Below are 20876 nucleotides of genomic sequence, written 5' to 3'. Positions count from 1 at the left end.
GGGTCGCCCGGTGACCGCACTCCGGCCGGCGATTGTTGTCGCACGTCAACCGTGTGGCGGAGCTTTCGCCACACCGCGCTCGGTCGAAGCCGGTGCACCCTCGGCGCCGCGGTCGCGGGTGCGCGCGGGCGCGACTGTGAATCGCACGCCGGCAGCGGCCGTCGGGACCGGCCAACTAGCGTCGAGCCAAGCCGAAACTCATGCCAAACTCATAGACCTCACCGCGAGCAATTCAAGGCAGCACGCAATCCGGCCAGCATTCAGGAGGCACAGTTATGTCGATTGATTTTGGGGCGTTGCCACCGGAGGTCAACTCTGCGCGCCTTTATTCGGGCGCCGGCTCGACGTCGCTGATCACGGCCGCCTCGGCGTGGAATTCGCTTGCCGCCGAGCTGAATTCGGCCGCATTGGGCTATGAGAGCGTGATCTCGCAGCTGTCCAGCGAGGAGTGGCTGGGGCCGGCCTCGGCCGCGGCGGTCCAGGCTCTGACTCCGTATGTGACCTGGGTGAAGACCACCGCGTCGCAGGCCGAACAGGCTGCCCAGCAGCTGAGCTCGGCGTCGGCGGCGTTCGAGGCCGCGTTCGCGTCGGTGGTGCCGCCGCCGGTGATCGCGCAGAACCGTGCCCTGCTGGCCCAGGCGATGCAGACCAACGTGCTGGGCCAAAACACCGGCGTGATCGCGCAACTCGAAGCCCAATACGGTCAGTTCTGGGCCCAGGACGCCAGCACGATGTACAACTACGCGGCGCAGTCCTCGAGCGCGACCAAGGTGACCCCGTTCCAGAATGCCCCCGAGGTAACCACGGCGGACGCCCAGGCCAAGCAGGGCGCGGCGACGTCGGCGGCGTCGGCCACCGGGGCGGGCAACGCGGCGAAGACGACCGCGGATGCCATCCAGCAGACACCGAGCACGCTGCAGGCAGCGGCGACGCCCGCGGCTGCCGCGGCCACCACCTCGACCACGGACCCGTTCACCGAGGCGTGGTTCCTGTTGACCGGGCAGACGATCTTGCCCAGCAGCTTCGCGACGTTCATCAATGGTCTGAGCCCGTTCGCCGGTTTCGCCTATAACACCGAGGGTCTGCCGTACTTCTCCGTTGGTATGGGTAACAGCGGTGTGCAGATCGCCAAAAGTACCGGGGCCATCGGTGGTGCGGCGGCCAGCGCGGCGGCCGCGGCACCCAAGGGCTTGGCCGGTCTGGGCGGCATGCTCGGCGGCGGTGCCCACGCGGCGCCGGCGGTGGCGGCCGGTCTGGGCAACGCGGCCTCGGTCGGCCGGTTGTCGGTCCCGGCGGTGTGGTCGGGAGCCGCACCGGCGGTCAGCCACGCCGCGGCGGTGCCCGTCAGCGCGATCAGTGCGGCCCCGGAGGCCGCGGGCTCGGGCAACCTGCTCGGCGGCATGCCACTGGCCGGTATGGGCGGCTCGCACGGCGTCGGCGCGTCGGGCCCCCGGTACGGCTTCCGTCCCACGGTCATGGCCCGCCCACCCTTCGCCGGCTGACCACCGGATCGACCCGGCGGCGGCAGAGGTGTTCTCCCTGACGCGTGGCCGACCTGCCGGCAGTTGCCGGCCGACGGCGGCAATGGCGCCTGTGAGCACATCTCTGCTGGCTGGCGCGCCGGATAGCCCGCATGAATGGCGCCCCGGCACGCGAGAAACAGTTAGCTATACCGCCGCGGCTCGCGCGGGTTACCGGCGACGAGATTTTATCCCCAGGGCAGCCACCTCGGCATCTGTCGATGCCCCTGCCAGCAGACTCTTGACAACCACGGACGTCACTCTGTGTCAATGCTGCGATTTCGCTGCTCAGGACCCCCAAAGGAGGCCTTACGCTGTTACTGTGTCGTTACTAAAAGTGAATTCGCCGTACCGTTCCGTGAACAATTGCGAACGGGCGGTCTACGTACCAGGCTTTGCAGAACACCGTCATCTACTCTCATCAGAGAGTTTGGGGATCATGGAGGAGGAAACAATATGTCGTTCGTGACGACACAGCCGGAGGCTTTGGCCGCGGCAGCCGGGACCCTGCAGGGTATCGGATCTGCTCTGAGCGCCCAAAACGCGGCTGCGGCGGCCCCGACGACCGGGGTGGTGCCGGCAGCTGCCGACGAGGTTTCAGCACTTACCGCTGCTCAGTTCGCCGCGCATGCACAGATGTACCAGGCAGTCAGCGCTCAGGCCACGGCGATTCACGAGCAGTTCGTGAACACGCTGTCGACCAGCTCCGGATCGTACGCCGCGACTGAAGCGGCCAACGCGGCCGCGGCCGGCTAACTGGTTTTCGTCATTTGAGGCTAAGGACACCCACACTGAAGTGGGTTCCACGTCAGCCGCCCAACGGTCGGGCAAACCGTCTCATTGAGTAGACGGTCCGGTGGGTGCTGGCTAAGAGGGGGAACATCCCCAGGTACCCGGTTCGGCAGTTGCATCAGCACTCGTAACTCAGCCGAACCATCGCTATCCATCACAACAAAATCTCGAGCAATGAATTAAGGAGAAAGGCAACATGGCAACACGTTTTATGACCGACCCGCACGCGATGCGTGCGATGGCGGGCCGTTTTGAGATGCACGCGCAGACGGTGTCGGATGAGGCTCGCAAGATGTGGGCGTCGTCGATGAACATCGCCGGTGCGGGCTGGAGTGGTCAGGCGCAGGCCACGTCGTACGACACGATGGGTCAGATGAACCAGGCGTTCAACAACATTGTCAACATGCTCCACGGTGTGCGTGACGGGCTCATCCGTGACGCCAACAACTACGAGACGCAAGAGCAGGCCTCGCAGCAGGCCCTCAGCCACTAGCCGTCATAGCTGCGGCTGCGTAACCTTCAGACATTAGGAGAAAACGCTATGAGCATTAACTACCAGTTCGGGGATGTGGACGCGCACGGTGCGTTGATTCGCGCGCAGGCTGCTTCGTTGGAGGCCGAGCACCAGGCCATCGTTCGCGATGTGCTGGCTGCCGGTGACTTCTGGGGTGGCGCCGGTTCGGTGGCGTGCCAGGAGTTCATCACCCAGTTGGGTCGTAACTTCCAGGTGATCTACGAGCAGGCCAACCAGCACGGGCAGAAGGTGCAGTCGGCCGGCAACAACATGGCCAGCACCGACAGCGCCGTCGGGTCCAGCTGGGCCTGACACCCGAAACTTCAGGCGCGGCAGCACACCATCGGTTCGGTGTGCTGCCGCGTCCTGCGGTTACCGTGCACAACAATTGTCTGGGGTACTGATGGACCAACAGAGCACTCGCACCGACATCACCGTCAACGTCGACGGCTTCTGGATGCTTCAGGCGTTACTGGACATTCGGCACGTCGCTCCGGAGCTGCGGTGTCGGCCGTACGTATCCACTGACAGCAGTGACTGGCTCAACGACCATCCCGGCATGAAGGTGATGCGTGAGCAGGGCATTGTCGTCGGCGACGAGGTCAATGAAGAAGTAGCGGCGCGGATGCGGGTGCTCGCCGCGCCAGATCTAGAGGTCATTGCACTGCTGTCGCGAGGCAAGCTCCTCTACGGCGTCGTGGATGACGAGACACAGCCCCCGGGCTCGCGCGATATCCCGGACAACGAGTTCCGGGTGGTACTGGCACGACGCGGCCAGCACTGGGTCTCCGCGGTTCGCGTAGGTGGCGATATCACCGTCGACGACGTCGCCGTCGCGGACAGCGCGTCGATCGCAGCCCTCGTGCTGGACGGCCTGGAGTCGATTCACCACGCAGAGCCCGCCGCGATCAACGCGGTCAACGTCCCGTTGGACGACATGCTGGAAGCCACCAAGTCGTGGCAAGAGTCCGGCTTCAACGTCTTCTCCGGCGGCGATCTGCGCCGGATGGGCATCAGTGCCGCCACCGTTGCCGCGCTGGGTCAGGCCCTTTCGGACCCGGCAGCCGAGGTTGCTGTGTATGCCCGCCAATACCGAGACGACGCCAAAGGCCCCAGTGCCTCGGTGCTTTCGCTAAAGGACGGTTCGGGCGGCCGTATCGCGCTTTACCAACAGGCGCGGACCGCCGGTTCGGGGGAGGCGTGGCTGGCCATCTGCCCGGCAACCCCGCAGCTGGTACAAGTGGGCGTCAAGACCGTGCTGGACACACTTCCTTATGGCGAGTGGAAGACCCACAGCAGGGTGTAACGAGAAGTATCAATTGTTAAGGCTTGTAACGCTTTTGAACTCGGGGTGCGGCCAGGCCACGAAGGCGTCATACTTCACTCATAATAAGCAGCAAATATGAAAGTCAGTGTCACCGGATTCACGAATCGCGAGGCAGGGTAAATGAAATTGGAAAACGTCGAACTACTACTTTCCGAAGCGTCGGTAAGTAAGTCGACAGAGCCCTCCGCGCGGCTGGCGAGCCGGAGCCACACGTTCACCACGACAGGGGGTGCAGCCCGATGACTGCGGTAGCTGATGCGCCACAGGCTGATATTGAGGGAATCTCACAGCCACGGGCAGTCGTAGTTGGCATCATGGCCGGCGAGGGTGTCCAGATCGGCGTTCTGTTGGACGCCAACGCCCCGGTCTCGGTGATGACCGACCCGCTGCTGAAGGTGGTCAACAGCCGCCTGCGCGAGCTCGGCGAGACTCCGCTGGAGGCGACGGGTCGCGGCAAGTGGGCGTTGTGCCTGGTCGACGGTTCGCCGTTGCGGGCCACCCAGTCGCTGACCGAGCAGGACGTCCTCGACGGCGATCGCTTGTGGATCCGGTTCGTCGCGGACACCGAGAAGCGCTCCCAGGTCATCGAGCACATTTCCACCGCCGTCTCGCAGAACCTGAGCAAGCGGTTCGCCGCGATCGACCCGGTCGTTGCGGTACAGGTCGGCGCCTCGATGGTGGCCGGCGGCGTTCTCCTGGCCTCGGTGTTGCTGGGCTGGTGGCGCTGGCACCACAACTCGTGGCTGACCACCATCTACGCCGCTGCCATCGCCGCCGTCGCGCTGGGCGTTTCGACGATGCTGCTGATGCGCGCCCAGACGCAGGCCGATCGGCGCGTCGCCGACATCATGCTGGTAAGCAGCCTTGGACCGCTGGCGATCGCCGCGGCCGGAGCGCCACCCGGCGGGGTCGGATCGCCGCATGCGGTGTTGGGCTTCGGTGTCCTCACCATTGCCGCGATCCTGGCGCTGCGGTTCACCGGACGTCGGCTCGGGTTGTACACCGCGATCATCACCGTCAGCTCGCTGACAACGATCGCGGCCCTGGCGCGCATGGTCGCGATGACCAGCGCCGTCACCATGCTGACCACCATCGTGCTGGTCTGCGTGATCGGTTACCAGTGCGCACCGGCCATGTCGCGCCGGCTGTCCGGTATCCGGCTGCCGGTGTTCCCGTCGGCCACCAGCCGCTGGGTCTTCGAGGCCCGGCCCGATCTGCCCACCACCGTGACCCGCACCGGCGGCGGCCCGCCGGTCCTCGAGGGACCCGCATCGGTGCGCGACGTGCTGTTGCAAGCCGAACGTGCCCGGTCGTTCCTGTCGGGCCTGCTGCTCGGCTTCGGCGTGCTGATGGTGGTGTCGCTGGCGGGGCTGTCTGACCCGCACACCGGGCAACGGTGGCTGCCGCTGCTGCTGGCCGGCTTCAGCGCGGGCTTCCTGATGCTGCGCGGCCGTTCCTACGTGGATCGCCTGCAGGCGATCACCCTGGCCGGGACGTCCGTGGCGATCGTCGCGACAGTCGTGGTGCGCTACGCACTGGAACTGCAGTCGCCGCTCTCGGTGTCGGTCTGCGTGGGAATCCTGGTGCTGCTGCCCGCGGCTGGCCTGGTGTCTGCGGCGGTCGTGCCGAACAGCATCTACAGCCCGCTGTTCCGCAAGTTCGTGGAATGGATTGAATACGTCTGCCTGATGCCAATCTTCCCGCTGGCGTTGTGGTTGATGAATGTTTATGCAGCGATCCGGTACCGGTAACGGCAAGGTGTGGCGTAGGCGCGCTTCCCGTGCGGCGATCGCCGCACTCCTGCTCACATCGGGTTCACTAGCCGGGTTACCGCCCGCCTACGCGATATCGCCGCCGACGATCGACCCGGCGGCGGTGCCGCCGGACGGTCCGCCGGGTCCGCCGGCGCCGATGAAGCAGAACTCGTACTGCACCGAGGTCGGCGTGCTGCCCGGCACCGATTTCAAGCTGCAGCCGAAGTACATGGACATGCTGAATATGCAGGAGGCATGGCAATTCGGCCGCGGCGCGGGGATCAAGGTCGCCGTCATCGACACGGGTGTGACGCCGCACCCCCGGTTTCCGCATCTGATTCCCGGCGGGGACTACATCATGGGCGGCGACGGGTTGTCCGACTGCGACGCGCACGGCACCATCGTGGCGTCGATGATCGGCGCGGCGCCGGCCAACGGCGCACCACCGCCGCCGGTGGCGGGGCCGCGCAAGCCGGTGACCATTCCCACCACTGAAGCGCCGCCGAAAGCTCCGCCGCCGCAGACCGTGACGCTGTCGCCATTGCCGCAGACGGTGACGATGGTGCCCGCTCCGCCGCCTCAGGAGAACCTGCCACCGTGGATGCCGCAACCACCCGCGGCTCCGGCGTCGCCGTCCGAGCAAGCGCCGGCCGCACCTGCCGCGCCTGGCGCCCCGGCGGCGCCGCAAGCCCCGGCACAAGCACCGGCGGCCCCGGTCGGTCCGCCGCCCGGCCCGGCTAACCCGGGAGCCGCCAACCACGGCGGCGGCACGGTGACGATCCCGAGCTACTCCGGTGGCGGCCAGACGATTCACGTCGGCAATCCGCACCCGCTGGCGCCGCCGGCACCGCCGGCACCGCCGGCGCCACCACCGCCGGCACCGTCCGCGGGGCCCGACGCCTACAGCGGTATCGCCCCCGACGTGGACATCATCTCGATCCGCCAGTCCAGCCAGGCCTTCGGCCTCAAGGACGCCTACACCGGCGACGAGGACCCGCAGACGTCGGCGAAGATCTCCGGCGTCGAGACGATGGCACGCGCGATCGTGCACGCGGCCAACATGGGGGCCTCGGTGATCAACATCTCCGATGTGACCTGCATGAGTGCGCGCAACATCATCGATCAGCGCGCACTGGGAGCGGCCGTCCGCTATGCGGCGGTCGACCGCAACGCCGTCATCGTGGCCGCCGCCGGCGACACCAGCAAAAAGGACTGCAAGCAGAACCCGATCTTCGACCCGCTCAAGCCCAAAGACCCGCGCGACTGGAATGCCGTCACCACCGTGGTGACGCCCTCCTGGTTCAGCGACTACGTCTTGACCGTCGGCGCGGTGGATTCCGAGGGTCACCCGCAGACACAGGGCAGTCAGGGGCAGGGGCCGTCGAGCGTCGCCGGTCCGTGGGTCGGGATCGCCGCGCCCGGAAGTGACGTTATCGGGCTCTCGCCGCGCGATGACGGCCTGATCAACGCGATCGACGGGCCGGACAACTCGCTGCTGGTTCCCAGCGGCACCAGCTTCTCGGCCGCGATCGTGTCCGGGGTGGCCGCACTGGTCCGCGCCAAGTACCCCCAGCTGTCCGCATATCAAGTGATCAACCGGCTGGAGCGCTCCGCGCGGGCACCGTCGCGCGGGGTCGACAACCAGCTCGGTTACGGCGTCATCGACCCGGTAGCAGCATTGACCTGGGACATTCCCGACGGCCCGCTGAAGCCGCCACAGCAACTGTCGATACCGTTGAATGTGCCCAAACCGCCTCCGCACCGCGACATGCTGCCGGTGTGGGTGGCGGCCGGGGGATTGACCGGAGCACTCCTGATAGGCGGCGCAGTATTCGGTATCGCGACGTTGATGAAGCGCCGCAGGCAGCAACAATAAGGGCGGAGCAGTAAAAGCAATGAAGGCTCAGCGCAGGTTTGGGTTGTCCTTGTCGTGGGCGCGAGTCACGGTCGTGTTCTTGGTCATCGTCGGCATCCTGTTGATCGCCAGTCACTGCCCCGACTCGTGGCAGGGCGAGCACCACATCGCCTGGTGGGTGGGGGTCGGCATCTCGGCGATCATCGCGTTGCTGTCGCTGGTCACCCATCACGGCCTCACCGTGACCTCCGGCTTGGCGGGCTGGCTGTGGGACTGGTCCGCCGACCCGGGCACCACGCTGGCCGCGGGGTGCACGCCCGCCCTCGACTACCAGCGCCGATTCGGACGCGACAAGGTGGGGGTGCGCGAGTACGACGGCCGCCTGGTCACCGTGATCGCGCTGGACGGCGACGACGACCCGGCCTCGCGCCACCACCGCCAGAAGAGCGCGCCGCCGGCCAGCCTGCTGGTTCGCTCGGCTGCCGCCGGCCTGCGCCAGTTCGACGTCAACCTCGAGGGCATCGACATCGTCTCGGTGCAAATGCGCCGTGGCGGCAATGCCGCCGAATTGTCCAAACTCGACAAGTTGGGTCCCGAAGAGTGGGGGCTGGTCAGCGATCAGCCCGCGTCGTACGTGCGCCGCACCTGGCTGGTGCTGCGGATGAACCCGCAGTCCAACGTCGCGGCGGTCGCGGCCCGTGACTCGCTGGCTTCCACGCTGGTCGCGGCCACCGAGCGGCTGGTCCAGGATCTCGACGCGCCCGGTTGCACGCCCCGGCCGTTGACCTCCGAGGGGATCGCCGAGGTCGACAGTGCCGTGCTGGCGGACCTGGAACCGACCTGGAGCCGCCCCGGCTGGCGTTACCTCAAGCACTTCAACGGGTTCGCGACCAGCTTCTGGTTGACGCCGTCGGACATCACCACCGAGACACTGGAGGAGCTGTGGCTGCCCGACGCCGAGGCGACCGTGGTGACCATTCAGCTCACCGCCGACGACGGCCGGCCCCAGGTTTCGGGCTGGGTGCGTTACCACAGCGATAGCCGGCTGCCGAGGGGAGTGTCGTCCGGACTCAACCGGCTCACCGGCCGCCAGTTGGCCGCGGTACGCGCCAGCCTGCCCGCTCCGACGACTCGCCCGTTGCTGGTCGTGCCCACCCGGGGTCTGCTTCCCGACGACGATTTAGTGCTCCAGGTAGGCCAGGTGCGGGAGGGCGCTGAGCGCTTGCTTACAGGTCAATGAGCCGCCCGCAATCGGCGGCGGAGGACGCCCGTAACGCGATGGTCGCCGGCCTGTTGGCGTCGGGAATCTCCGTCAACGGGCTGCAGCCCAGCCACAACCCGCAAGTGGCGCTGCGGATGTTCACCACGGCCACCACCCGCGACCCGGCGATGTGCGATGCCTGGCTGGCACGGCTGCTGGCCGGTGACCAGAGCATCGAGGTGGTTTCCGGTGCCTGGGCGGCGGTCGGCACGTTCGGCTGGGAAACCCGTCGGCTCGGTGTCACGGAAATGCAGTTTCATCCCGACGTCTCCGACGGGTTGTTTCTGCGGCTGGCGGTCCTCAGCGTGGAGTCGCTCGCGTGCGCGTACGCGGCAGTGCTCGCGGAGGCGAAGCGCTACGAGGAAGCCGTCAAGCTGCTCGATGGCATCGAACCCCGCCAGCCCATCGACGAAGAGCTGATCGCCTACGTGCGCGGGATTCTCTACTTCCGCGCCGGGCGATGGCCGGACGTGCTCGCACAATTCCCCGAGGGAAAGATCTGGCGCAACCCCGAGTTGAAGGCCGCCGGCGCCGCGATGGCGACCACCGCGCTGGCGTCGCTCGGCGTGTTCGAGGAGGCGGTCCGGCGCAGCCAAGACGCCATCGAGGCGGATCGGGTACCGGGCGCGGCCAACGTCGCCCTGTACACCCAGGGCATGTGCCTGCGGCACCTCGGACGCGAGGAAGAAGCCGTCGAGGTGCTGCGCCGGGTGTACTCGCGGGACCCCAAGTTCGGCCCGGCCCGCGAGGCCCTCGACAACCCCAACTACCAGTTGGTGCTGACCGATCCGGAGACCATCGAAGCCCGCACCGACCCATGGGACCCGGACAGCGCTCCGACCCGGGAAGAGAACGAGGCGGCCCGGCAGGCCGAGACGGCGGCCAAATACCTGGAAGAGGGCGACGAGGAGCTCAACGCCATGCTGGGCATGGAGCGAGCCAAGCGCGAGATCAAACTCATCAAGTCCACGACCAGGGTGAATTTGGCCCGCGCGAAGATGGGCCTTCCGGTGCCCGTGACCTCGCGCCACACCCTGTTGCTCGGGCCGCCCGGGACCGGAAAGACCTCGGTGGCACGCGCTTTCAGCAAGCAGCTGTGCGGGTTGACCGTGCTGCGCAAGCCCGTGGTGGTGGAGACCAGCCGGACCAAGCTGTTGGGCCGCTACATGGCCGACGCCGAGAAGAACACCGAGGAGATGCTCGAGGAAGCGTTGGGCGGCGCCGTCTTCTTCGACGAGATGCACACGTTGCACGAAAAGGGCTACCAACAGGGTGACCCGTACGGCAACGCGATCATCAACACGTTGCTGCTGTACATGGAGAACCATCGCGACGATCTGGTGGTCTTCGGCGCCGGCTATGCCAAGGCGATGGACAAGATGCTCGAGGTGAACCAGGGTCTGCGCCGGCGCTTTTCGACCGTCATCGAGTTCTTCAGCTACACGCCGGACGAGCTGGTCGCCCTGACCCGCTTGATGGGCCAGGAGAACGAAGACGTCATCACCGAGGAGGCGGCGCAGGATCTGCTGCCCTCGTACACCAGGTTCTATCTCGACGAGAGCTACTCGGAGGACGGGGACTTGATTCGCGGAATCGACACGCTCGGTAATGCCGGCTTCGTGCGAAATGTGGTGGAGAAGGCCCGCGACCACCGGAGTTTCCGTCTCGACGACGAGGACCTCGACGCGGTATTGGCCGCCGACACCACCGAATTCACCGAGCTTCAGTTGCTTCGGTTCAGGGAGCTCAGCGGGGAGGACCTGCTCGAGGGCCTCAGCGCGGCAGTCGCCGAGAAGAAGTCGAGCTAGCGGTCTCCGGCTAACTGCTAACACTGCCGCAGGAATTCCGAACGGCGTGCGCGTAGCGCGGCAGTGAATTGTTGCAAACGCCTCGCAGCAAGCTTGACTCACTCTGTCTCGAATGCCACGATGGCGTGTGCAAGCACCTCGTTAGGTGAGGCTTCCATTACGGATACAGGCCACTGACCCCAAACGTCGAAAGACGCCCAGGGTCAGGACAGCTCTTCCCGGCTTAAGGGTTGAGCCCAAGTGGCTTCTGGCGTTTCGCCGGATACGCAGTGTGGTGCCGAAGCTCTGATGAGAGGGGTGCCGGATCCGGCGAACGCGCCGGGTGTCCCCACCTCTTCGTGCAGAATAAATGGCATCTCGGTGTGCCCAGGCGATGAGGAGGTGAGAACGAAATTAATCCCGCTGATAGTCCATATTCTCGATCGATGACGTTTCGTTCGAGCCGACTATGGCGTCGCTCTCGCCTATCGGCTTGCACCGAGTCGCCTACCCACGTTGCGCAATCGGTGTATGTCCTGGCAAGGGTCGCGTCTCCGGCTCACCCTTATTCCTGAGGAGAACTCCGATGAGCTCTGTCAACGTACAAGCCACAGCCGGTTCGTGTGCGGCCACCGAGGCAGCCGACGTAGCGGCCACCTGTTAGGCGCCGAGGGGGAATCATGCTGGATTTTGCGGCCTTACCGCCGGAAGTCAATTCGACCAGAATGTATGCCGGCCCCGGCTCGGGACCGTTGCTGGCCGCTGCCGCCGCCTGGAATGCACTGGGAGCCGAGATGCGTTCGGCAGCAACCGATTACGAGTCGGTCATCAGGGAGCTGATCAGCGTTGGCTGGAACGGCCCATCGTCGACGTCGATGTTGGCCGCAGCCGCGCAATTTCTCGCGTGGCTGAATACCACTGCGGCGCAGGCCGAGCAGACCGGTATGCAAGCAAACGCTGCCGCGACCGCTTTCGAGGCCGCGTTCGCGATGACGGTGCCCCCGCCGGTCGTGGCGGCTAACCGGACCCTGTTGGCGAACCTGGTGGCCTCCAACATCTTCGGGCAGAACACCCCGGCGATCGCGGCCACCGAGGCCCAGTACATGGAGATGTGGGCGCAGGACGCCGGGGCGATGAACGGCTACGCCGCGGCGTCGAACTCCGCGGCACGAATGGAGTCGTTCACCTCGCCGCAGACCAACACCACTCCGGACGCGGTGACGGGACAAAACGAGGCCGTCTCGCAAGCAGTCAACACAGCAGCCGGGAATACGCAATCGATGCTGTCGGCCAACGACGTGTCGGCCAACGACGTCAATGCTTTCGCCGCGCCGCAGGGGCCGATCAGTGACTATCTGACGGGTCTGTTGGATGGGTCGAACAACACCGCGCTGGGGAGTTTCTTGGGGAGTAACTTCTTCAGCAACAACATTCTGAACGGCACGATCGCCGGTGGCCCGTTCAACCCGCAGTCCATCATTGGAACGGTCGAGGGTTTCAATTTCCTGCAGACGACCGCCACGACGCTCGGCGGTCTAGACGACTTCACCGCCGGCGCCGAGGCCGCCACCACCAGCTTGACCGCCAACTCGGTGGGGTCGGTGAGCATGGGTGGCGCATCGGCGGGAATTGGTAACGCGCATCTGGTGGGTTCGATGTCGGTACCCCAGACCTGGGCCTCCGCAGCCAATATCACCCCGGGCCAAGGTCCGGCGCCGGTCACCGGCCTTAGTGATATCGGGTCGTCTGGGACGCCCGCCGCGGGCGGGCCGGGCGGTGTTGCCGGCCCGCTGGGTGGGACCGGGAAGAGGTTGCGCCGCGCCATCCCCAGGTACGGGTTTAGGCCCGTCGTCATGCCACGTCCACCGGCCGCCGGTTAAGAGACTTCAGAAGGAGATGTCATGCTGAATTTTGGGGCGTTACCGCCTGAAGTCAACTCGGCCAAGATGTATGCCGGTGCCGGGTCGGGATCGATGCTGGCGGCCGCGGCCGCATGGAATGCCTTGGCTGCTGAATTGCGTTCGGCGGCAACCAATTACGAGGCTGTAATCAACTCGCTGGTCAGCGAGGGCTGGCTGGGTCCGGCGTCGGCGAAGATGGCTGCGGCCGTCCAGCCGTATGTGGCGTGGCTGGACACCACCGCGGCTCAGGCCGAGCAGGCCGGCGTTCAAGCCAACGCGGCCGCGGCCGCGTACGAGGCGGCGTTTGCCGCGACGGTGCCCCCACCGGTCGTGGCGGCCAACCGCACGCTGCAGGCAAACCTGGTGGCCAGCAACATCTTTGGGCAGAACACCGGGGCAATCGCGGCCACCGAGGCCCAATACGGCGAGATGTGGGCCCAAGACGCCTCGGCGATGACCAGCTACACCGCCGCCTCGCGCACAGCCAGCACCATGACGACGTTCAGCGATCCCCAGGCCGACACCACCGCGGATGCAACGGCGTTGCAGGCCGACGCCGTCAACAATGCCACGCTGGCCGCCCCGGCCGCTCAGGCGACGAGCATCTGGGATTGGCTGGGTCTGTCGCCTAATTCGAATACCTCCACCGAGGGGCTTGCCGGGGTGATGAACTTCCTGAGCAATTCCAACCCGAACCTCATCGGCGCCTTCCTCAACAACGCGTCGGTCTCCGGCATCTCCAACGGTTTCACCACCAACGGCATTCTGAACCCGACGACAATCATCGATCCGGCCGCCACGGCCGCCGCAAGCGGGGCCGTACAAAGCGCGACCACCTCGGGCCTGGAAGATCTGTCCGCCGGTCTGCGCACTGCCGCTGCCGTGTCGTCTGTGACGAGCCTGCCGGGCGCGGCTGCGACCGCGGCAGTGGGACAGGCAAGTCTGGTTGGGGCCCTGTCGGTCCCGCCGACCTGGGCAGGTACCGGGGCAACCGTCAGCACGGTTGCGGCGACGACTCAGGTCGGAGCCGGGGCGTACCACAGCTTCGGCGCCGCTACCCCGATGGTGATGGAAGAAGCCGGGGCAGTGGGCATGCCCGGGGTTCCGCTGGCCGGCATCCCGGGTTCGCACGAGGACGAGTTCGCCGATCCGATCTACGGCTTCCGGCCCCGCGTCATTGGGCGCCCGCCCGCCGCCGGATAGCGACCCATGAAGGCCCTACCATTTCTGGCAAGCGTCGTCACCCTGATCGGCCTGGCCGCACCGGCACATGCCGATCCGGCTGACGACGCCTTCCTCGCAGCGCTCAACAACGCGGGCATCACCTATCACGATCCGGAGCATGCGATCAAAGCCGGCCAAAAAGTCTGCGACCTAGCCAACTCCGGGACGTCGCAGCTGGACATCATCCGCGACATCCGCGACCTCAACCCCGCATTCACGATGACCAGCGCCGCCAAATTCGCCAAGGCGGCCGCCATGGCCTACTGCCCCGAACGCCTCTCCACCGACAGCGGCGGCACCAACCCTGGCACCGGCGATGCCGGGGGCGGCGGGGGCGGCTAACCGCGGGCGCCAGCCCCGGTTACACCTTCTCGGCCACCGCCGATCGCGGCACTTTGTTGAGTCGCCAACCCTCACAGCGAACCTTCAGAAGCCAATAAGCCTCGTAGCAGTTCTACATGTTTACGTTAGGTGAAATGTAGGGGAGCTCAGTATGACCATTGCCTATAAATTCGGCGCCTTCGACGACCTCGGGGTGCCGGTCCGCGCGCACGCCGCCGCACCGGAGGCCGAGCCCTAGTCCGGCCCGGGCGATGCGCTTGGCGCAGGGGGCTTTTGGGACAACGCCAGGGCAATGGCGCACCGGGAGTTCGTCGCGCGGCCGGGCCTGAATTTCCACGGCATAAACTGCCACGCGAATACCTGCGGGCGAAAAGTTTTGACGATCGGCAGCAATTTGGCAAGCACCAATCGTGCCGTCGATTGTCGCTGTGTATGAAATTGATGGACGTCTGAGTTCGTCCATAAATCGGGAACGGTAATCTCAATGTTCGGGTGTTTTTGTGTTCCCTAAAGCAAATTATTCGGCGCTATAGGATGGGAGGTCGAAGAACTCGCGATCAAGTCGGCGACAATAACATTGAATGGCAAGCAACTCGATTGCGGTTGGCATCGATCAGGCGCTGTATTCGCCGAAGCCTCAATATGGCGGACTCCCATGGTCCGTCGCTGTGTGCTGGCAACAGTTGGGGTAACCAGGTAGTTTGTTGTCCTCACTGTTAGCTGTGTCACGCCTGCGTTCTCACACGAGTGCTCACCACAATGACATTTCTTTTTTACACCGCGATTACCCGACGGGAACGCGTCGCGCATAATTTCTGGCCACAATGATTGCAATATTGGGGCCTCGCGCCCGAAGCTGGACCGGACGAGGATCTTGGGGAATTTCAGCCAGGAGAGTATGAACCTGTTGTCGTTAAGCACGTGTAATACAACGTGGATTCGATGTATTTCATTAGAGCTGCGGCGCGTTTGCGGCGAGGGCTGTGAAACCGCGCCTACCATGGCGGCCAAATGAGGGAGCGGAGGTAAAAATGTTGGACTTCGGGGCGTTACCACCGGAGATCAACTCCGGTCGAATGTATGTCGGTGCGGGTGCGGGGCCGTTGTTGGCCGCCGCGGCCGCCTGGGACGAGTTGGCTGCCGAGCTCTATTCGACTGCGGCCCTGTACGGCTCGACGATTCAAAACCTGTCCGTCGGGCCGTGGACCGGTCCCTCCTCGATCGCGATGGCCGCGTCCGCGGCCCCGTACGTGCAGTGGATGAGCACGACGGGAGCCCAGGCTGAACAGGCGGCCACCCAGGCCAAGCTCGCCGCGGGCGCCTACGAGGCGGCCTTCGCGGCGACGGTACCGCCGCCCGTCATCGCGGCCAACCGCTCGCTGCTCGCGTCGTTGGTCGCCACCAACATCCTGGGCCAGAACACTCCGGCTATCGCGGCCACCGAAGCCCAGTACATGGAGATGTGGGCGCAGGACGCCGCCGCGATGTACGGGTATGCCGGGTCGTCGGCGACGGCGTCGCAGCTGCAGCCGTTCACCGAGCCCCCGCGGACCACGAACGACTCCGGTTCGGGGATGCAGGCGGCCGCGGTGGCCCAGTCCAGCAGCACTTCGGGCAGCCGCACCGCCCTGCAACTTTCCCAGGCCGTGACGACGAATGTCGCGGCGGCGGCCGATCCGTCGGCGGGGTTGACGGTGCCGCCCGCCGTGACGAACTGGAACACCATTTGGTCGGCCGTCACCGGGGTGTTCTCGCCCCAGTCCTGGTCCTCGATCCCGGGTGGCCCGTTCCTGTCGTTCGGGCAGGCCTACGCCTGGGGTCAGAACGGGCAAAGTGCCGCGGCCTATCTGGCCGGGCCGAAAGCCATCAAGGGGGCGTTGGAGCCGCTGATGAGGGTGCCCAGCGCCGTTCACCCCATGCTGAGCTCCGCCGTCAGTGGAGCTCCGGTCACCGGGTCGATGGGCAAATCGGCTTTGGTAGGAGGCATGTCGGTGCCCCAGGGCTGGACCGAGGCGGCCCCGAACATCAGGATGCTTGCGCAGTCGCTGCCCGCCAACTTGTCGGCCGCGCCCGCGGCAATGATCGGCGAGGAAGGCGTCTTCAGCCAGATGGCGTTGTCGAGCCTGGCGGGTCGTGCCGTCGCCGCCACCTCGACCCACACGGTAAGCGGCAACGCCGCCACGGCAGCGGCCCTGGGTGGGCTTGTTGCCGAGGCCGACCCCGCCGCCGCCACGATCATCGTGATCCCGGCTCTGGAGGACTGATCGCGATGAACACGGCGCACCACAAACCAGCTCCGTCCAGCCCGGCTTTAGCCACCAGGTAAGGGGTAACGACATGTTTTATGGAGCCTTTCCACCGGAGTTCAACTCGGGCCGGATGTACGCCGGTCCGGGGGCAGAGTCGCTGGTTGCGGCGGCCACGGCTTGGGAGAACCTGGCCGCCGAGCTGCAGGCCGCGGCGACCGCATACTCGTCGGTGCTGTCGAATCTGACCACCGGACCCTGGGTGGGCCCGTCCTCGCTGGCCATGGCGTCCGCCGCCACGCCCTACGTGGCCTGGATGCAGCAAACCGCCACCCAGGCCGCGCAGACTGCGGCCCAGGCCACCGAGGCGGCGGCCGCCTATGAGACGGCGTTCGCCGCACACGTACCGCCGCCGCTGATCGCGGCCAACCGTGAACTGCTGGCCGAGCTGATGGCGAGCAACCTCTTCGGGCAGAACACCGGGGCGATCGCGGCCACCGAGGCTCAATACGGCGAAATGTGGGCCCAAGATGCCGAGGCGATGGACACCTACTTCGCCTCCTCGGCCACCACCTCCAACAACCTGGAGGAGTTCAGCCCGGCGCCGCAGACCACCAACGAGGCGGGCACGACGATGCAGGCGGCCGCGCTGACCCAGTCCACGAGCAACGCAGCCGGCAATGTGGTATCCAAGCTGGCAGGAACAACCCAGTTGGCCACCACTGCGACCGGCGCCACCGGGCCGCTGGCCGGCCTTGCCGACATCGCCACTGCCTACCAGAACTTCTGGACGAATCTGCTGAACATCATCCCGGGCGGGGCGAATTTCTATACGGCGATGTACAACGCCGTCAAGGTGCCGATCGGCCTGACCACGCAGTTCAACGACATCGGGCTGCTGATCAACTTCCCGGTGTCGCAATGGCTCAAGTTCGCGCCACCGGTGGCATACGGCGCGCTCCCCAAGGACGCGCTGGGCGCCGGTCTCGGTGCGCTGGGCTTCACCCGGGGCACGCTGTTCGACGCAATAAGCCCGACAGCCGGTTTCGCGCGCGGCACCCTGGTGGGCTCGTTGACGGTCCCGCCGAGTTGGGCCTCGGCCACCCCGGCCATCCGGACAGTGGCGGCCGCCTTGACGGCCGCCGGGCCCGAGGCGATTCCCGCAGCCGCGCTCGGGGAAGGCAGCCTGTTCAGCTCGCTGGGAATGGCGGGAATGTTGGGCAGCGCGATGGGCGCCGGCGGTCCCACCGTGGTGAACGCAAGCATCCGCAACCGGATGAAACCGCTCAAGGACCTCAAGGACAAAAACTCGCCCGAGCACCTGAAGCGTCTGGTCGCAGAGATTTCGGAGAAGCCCGAAGCAGTGCAGCACCATAACGTAGATCAGGAAGGTCTCGATGCGCTGCTCGAGCAGCTAGCCAAGAAGCCCGGAATCCACGCGGTGCACCTGAAAAAGGGCAAGTCCAAGGTCATCCCGTCCGAAGAAGCGCAATTAGGTTAGGGGACAGGGACTTTGATTCATCAGCAGCTCAACACGAGAGAAGGTAACTGATGAAACGGCTAATGGGTCTACTGGCCGTGTTCGCCGCGGTCACCCTCGCCGCGCCGGCGTATGCCGAACCGGTCCCCGAGCCGGACGGCGACGACGCGGGCTTCATCGCCGCGCTGCATCAGGCCGGCTTCAGCTTTGCCAGTGAAGGTTCGGCTGTCGCCGCCGGACGGGCGGTGTGTTCGTGCCTGAACAACGGCGAGTCGGGCCTGGAACTGGTGCATGACGTGAAAAATCACAACCCCGGAATGAGTATGGAGATGGCTTCCGACTTCGCCGCGATCTCAGCGAAATTCTATTGCCCGCACCAACTTTCGAAGGCCTGATCGGGAGTCGGCCGGAATGCGATGGCTCCTGGCGCTCCTCGGCGTCTCCGCAATGATCGGCCTGGCCGCGCCCGCCCACGGCGATCCGGACGCCGCTCCCGACGACGCCGGCTTCCTCGCGACCGTGCGCGGCGCGGGCATCACCTACACCGACTCGGGTCAGGCCGTGGCATTCGGAAAATCGGTGTGCGGCTTGATCAGAGCAGGTAAGCCCGGCCCGGAGCTGGTTGGAGACCTGCAACGTAAAAACCCCGGATTGACCACCGCTCATGCGACCCTGTTCATCGGCATCGCGGCGAAGTACTACTGCCCGCAGCAACTCGCCGACAGCCGGCCCGCACCGCAGTAGCGACGGCCCAACCACCTCCCGCGCCGAGGTTGCGCGGGGATGGCCGTCGGTGGACCGGCGTGGCCTGGAGCCATCTACTGTTCACCTGCGCGTGGCAGGCTGGTCGCTGCCGGTATGGCCGCAGGGCGGGGGCCCGTCGTCGGGGGAAGGAGTCCGGTATGACGCAGACGCTGAGCGTCGCCGATTTCGCGCTCCGGCTGGGCGTCGGGGTGGGCTGCGGCGCCCTGGTCGGCATGGAACGGCAATGGCGAGCGCGCAGGGCCGGTCTGCGGACGAACGCGCTGGTCGCCGCGGGTGCGACCTTGTTCGTGCTGTACGCGGTCGCCACCCCGGACAGCAGCCCTACCAGAGTCGCGTCCTACGTGGTGTCCGGTATCGGGTTCCTTGGCGGTGGCGTGATCCTGCGCGAGGGCGTCAACGTCCGCGGCCTCAACACCGCCGCCACCCTGTGGTGCTCCGCGGCGATAGGTGTACTGGCCGCCTCCGGGAATCTGGTGTTCACGTTGATCGCCACCCTGGCCGTCATCACCATCCACGTGGTGGGTCGGCCGCTCGGGCGGGTGATCGACCATGACAACAACACCGAAGAAGACGAAGGCCGTCAACCGTTCCTGGTGCAGGCGATCTGCCGCCCGAAATCCGAGAAGTACGCCCGCGCACAACTGGTCCAGCACGCCAGCAGCAACGACCTCACGCTGCGCGGCATCCACACCGGACAGGCCGCCGACGACGAGATCACTTTGACCGCACACCTTCTCGTGGATGGTCATACGCCGGCCAAGCTCGAGCGATTGGTCGCCGAGCTGTCCCTGCAACCCGGGGTTCGCGCGGTGCAGTGGTATGCCGGTGACGAAACTCAGTCCGACTAACGGGGACTCGGTTATGGGCGGGCTTGTAGCTCCGGCGCGGCCGCGGCCAGCAGGTCGGCGCGAATGCCGGTCAGCGGGGGATAGATCCGCTCGGAATTGATGGTCTGCTTGGTGGTCTTGGCTTGCGCGCCCGTCGACACCACCACCCGATCCCACCCTTCGGTGTAGACGGCGCCGGCCGGTCCTAGATCGAGAACGGTTACATACCAAGGGATTCGAAGGGCCAGCAGCGGCTCTCCATACAGGTCGCTGATGACGTTGTAGCCGGCATAGCGGCCCATCGGCCGCCCATGCTGACACGACATCACCGACAGATGCTCGGCATCCATGCGGGCCGCCGCCGCGTCACCCGCGGCGAAGATCGACTCGACGCCGATCACCCGCAGGTAGTCGTCGACGGGTACCCGGCCCGAGCGATCGCGGTCGACCGGCAGCCGTTCGGTCAGCGGGCTGGCCGCCATCCCGGCGCACCACACCACGGTGGCCGCCTCGACCTGCTCACCCGAGGACAGCGACACGCCGGTCGGGGCGACGGCGTCGACTGTGACTCCCGTCCTCGTCTCAACCCCGTTGTCCGACAACGCCTTTTCAATCACCGGCCGGGCCGAGGAACCCATATCGGAGCCGACCAGCGGGTTGCGGTCGACGAGAATCACCCGGGGGTTTCCAGAGCACAACGCGCGCAACCGGTTCGGCAGCTCGCACGCCGTCTCGATGCCGGTCAGCCCGGCCCCGACCACGACGACCGTCGCCGCCGCGGGCGCCGAGGGAGCCTCGGCCAGCCGCTGCAGATGCCGTTGCAGCGCGACGGCGCCGTCATACGTGTCGACGTCAAAAGCGAACTCGCGCAGCCCCGGTACCGCGGGCTTGAGCACCCGGCTGCCCGACGCCAGCACCAGCCGGTCGTAGCCGTACGCCGCACCGTCCGAGGTGGTCACGGTGTGCGCGGCGGTGTCGATCCCGGTCACGTCGGTGACGACGTGAGACACCCCGGCGGGATCCAGGACGTCGGCGAGCGGGATACGGCAGGCGCTCAAATCGGGCTCGTAATTGCGGACCCGGATGTCGTGGAATCCGGTAGCGCTCAGCACGGTGATATCGACGGTGCCCGGCGCGACGGCGAGCTCATCCAACCGACGGGCGGCGCCGAGCGCTGCCCATAGCCCAGCGAACCCGGAGCCGACGACGATCACGGCGGTCACGCCCTCACCACCTCATTGATGTCGGCGACCGACTATGACAACTGCTAGACCGATAGCC

At 66.2% G+C, this 20876-nt stretch carries 19 protein-coding genes and 1 riboswitch; of the genes, 17 read left to right on the top strand and 2 right to left on the bottom strand.

All coding sequences use genetic code 11. The features are described 5' to 3' along the window. Positions 1-275 precede the first annotated feature (275 nt). From G6N55_RS03325 to G6N55_RS03270, 12 genes are all read left to right on the top strand, one after another. Positions 276-1502, top strand: a complete 1227-nt coding sequence (locus tag G6N55_RS03325; RefSeq protein ID WP_269474044.1) for a PPE family protein — start codon at positions 276-278, stop codon at positions 1500-1502. Between the two features lie 474 nt (positions 1503-1976). After that, positions 1977-2276 carry a PE family protein gene (locus tag G6N55_RS03320; protein ID WP_085224224.1) on the top strand — a complete coding sequence of 100 codons (300 nt, stop codon included), beginning with the start codon at positions 1977-1979 and terminating at the stop codon, positions 2274-2276. A 232-nt stretch (positions 2277-2508) separates the two neighbouring features. Beyond that, complete coding sequence (locus G6N55_RS03315; RefSeq protein WP_025735564.1) at positions 2509-2805, top strand: WXG100 family type VII secretion target; 297 nt, start codon at positions 2509-2511, stop codon at positions 2803-2805. Between the two features lie 48 nt (positions 2806-2853). Next, on the top strand, positions 2854-3138 hold the full coding sequence (locus G6N55_RS03310) for a WXG100 family type VII secretion target (RefSeq protein WP_066824871.1): 285 nt from the start codon (positions 2854-2856) through the stop codon (positions 3136-3138). A gap of 91 nt (positions 3139-3229) precedes the next feature. Then, entirely contained in the window at positions 3230-4132 is a 903-nt protein-coding gene (locus tag G6N55_RS03305) for an ESX secretion-associated protein EspG (RefSeq protein WP_085224226.1), read from the top strand. A 260-nt stretch (positions 4133-4392) separates the two neighbouring features. Further along, positions 4393-5904: a type VII secretion integral membrane protein EccD gene (gene eccD / locus G6N55_RS03300; protein WP_085224228.1), complete on the top strand. Its 1512-nt coding sequence runs from the start codon at positions 4393-4395 to the stop codon at positions 5902-5904. Further along, a complete protein-coding gene (locus tag G6N55_RS03295) occupies positions 5882-7783 on the top strand; it encodes a type VII secretion-associated serine protease mycosin (RefSeq protein ID WP_085224230.1) in 1902 nt (633 codons plus the stop codon). The genes eccD and G6N55_RS03295 overlap by 23 nt, the downstream gene beginning before the upstream one ends. Before the next feature lie 19 nt (positions 7784-7802). Continuing rightward, positions 7803-9002, top strand: coding sequence for a type VII secretion protein EccE (eccE, locus tag G6N55_RS03290; RefSeq protein ID WP_085224232.1), 1200 nt, complete (start codon positions 7803-7805; stop codon positions 9000-9002). Further along, positions 8999-10831 (top strand): type VII secretion AAA-ATPase EccA, encoded by a 1833-nt coding sequence (gene eccA / locus G6N55_RS03285; RefSeq protein ID WP_085224234.1) that lies wholly within the window; start codon positions 8999-9001, stop codon positions 10829-10831. Before eccE ends, eccA begins: the two co-directional genes overlap by 4 nt. A gap of 130 nt (positions 10832-10961) precedes the next feature. After that, positions 10962-11135: riboswitch (M-box (ykoK) riboswitch) on the top strand. A gap of 355 nt (positions 11136-11490) precedes the next feature. Beyond that, positions 11491-12690: a PPE family protein gene (locus tag G6N55_RS03280; RefSeq protein ID WP_085224236.1), complete on the top strand. Its 1200-nt coding sequence runs from the start codon at positions 11491-11493 to the stop codon at positions 12688-12690. Between the two features lie 21 nt (positions 12691-12711). After that, positions 12712-13914 (top strand): PPE family protein, encoded by a 1203-nt coding sequence (locus tag G6N55_RS03275; RefSeq protein ID WP_085224238.1) that lies wholly within the window; start codon positions 12712-12714, stop codon positions 13912-13914. Between the two features lie 6 nt (positions 13915-13920). Beyond that, a complete protein-coding gene (locus G6N55_RS03270; protein WP_085224240.1) occupies positions 13921-14277 on the top strand; it encodes a DUF732 domain-containing protein in 357 nt (118 codons plus the stop codon). A 112-nt stretch (positions 14278-14389) separates the two neighbouring features. Here G6N55_RS03270 and G6N55_RS03265 read toward each other — a convergent pair whose 3' ends face one another. Continuing rightward, complete coding sequence (locus G6N55_RS03265) at positions 14390-14740, bottom strand: hypothetical protein (protein ID WP_139826971.1); 351 nt, start codon at positions 14738-14740, stop codon at positions 14390-14392. Between the two features lie 568 nt (positions 14741-15308). Between G6N55_RS03265 and G6N55_RS03260 the strand changes: the two genes are divergently transcribed. The 5 genes from G6N55_RS03260 to G6N55_RS03240 all read left to right on the top strand — a co-directional run bounded on the left by G6N55_RS03260 (position 15309) and on the right by G6N55_RS03240 (position 19616). Then, positions 15309-16541 carry a PPE family protein gene (locus tag G6N55_RS03260; RefSeq protein WP_085224242.1) on the top strand — a complete coding sequence of 411 codons (1233 nt, stop codon included), beginning with the start codon at positions 15309-15311 and terminating at the stop codon, positions 16539-16541. A gap of 73 nt (positions 16542-16614) precedes the next feature. After that, positions 16615-18024 carry a PPE family protein gene (locus tag G6N55_RS03255; protein ID WP_085224244.1) on the top strand — a complete coding sequence of 470 codons (1410 nt, stop codon included), beginning with the start codon at positions 16615-16617 and terminating at the stop codon, positions 18022-18024. A 47-nt stretch (positions 18025-18071) separates the two neighbouring features. Then, positions 18072-18398, top strand: coding sequence for a DUF732 domain-containing protein (locus tag G6N55_RS03250; RefSeq protein WP_085224246.1), 327 nt, complete (start codon positions 18072-18074; stop codon positions 18396-18398). A gap of 16 nt (positions 18399-18414) precedes the next feature. Next, positions 18415-18747 carry a DUF732 domain-containing protein gene (locus G6N55_RS03245; RefSeq protein ID WP_085224248.1) on the top strand — a complete coding sequence of 111 codons (333 nt, stop codon included), beginning with the start codon at positions 18415-18417 and terminating at the stop codon, positions 18745-18747. A 158-nt stretch (positions 18748-18905) separates the two neighbouring features. Next, positions 18906-19616 (top strand): MgtC/SapB family protein, encoded by a 711-nt coding sequence (locus G6N55_RS03240; protein ID WP_085224250.1) that lies wholly within the window; start codon positions 18906-18908, stop codon positions 19614-19616. An 11-nt stretch (positions 19617-19627) separates the two neighbouring features. On the opposite strand, the gene G6N55_RS03235 is transcribed toward G6N55_RS03240, so the two are convergent. Continuing rightward, positions 19628-20818, bottom strand: coding sequence for an NAD(P)/FAD-dependent oxidoreductase (locus tag G6N55_RS03235; protein ID WP_085224252.1), 1191 nt, complete (start codon positions 20816-20818; stop codon positions 19628-19630). Between the last annotated feature and the right edge of the window lie 58 nt (positions 20819-20876).

Source organism: Mycobacterium florentinum, from assembly GCF_010730355.1.
In the GTDB taxonomy this organism is placed as follows: Bacteria; Actinomycetota; Actinomycetes; order Mycobacteriales; family Mycobacteriaceae; genus Mycobacterium; species Mycobacterium florentinum.
This window is presented reverse-complemented; position numbering and strand designations above follow the sequence as displayed.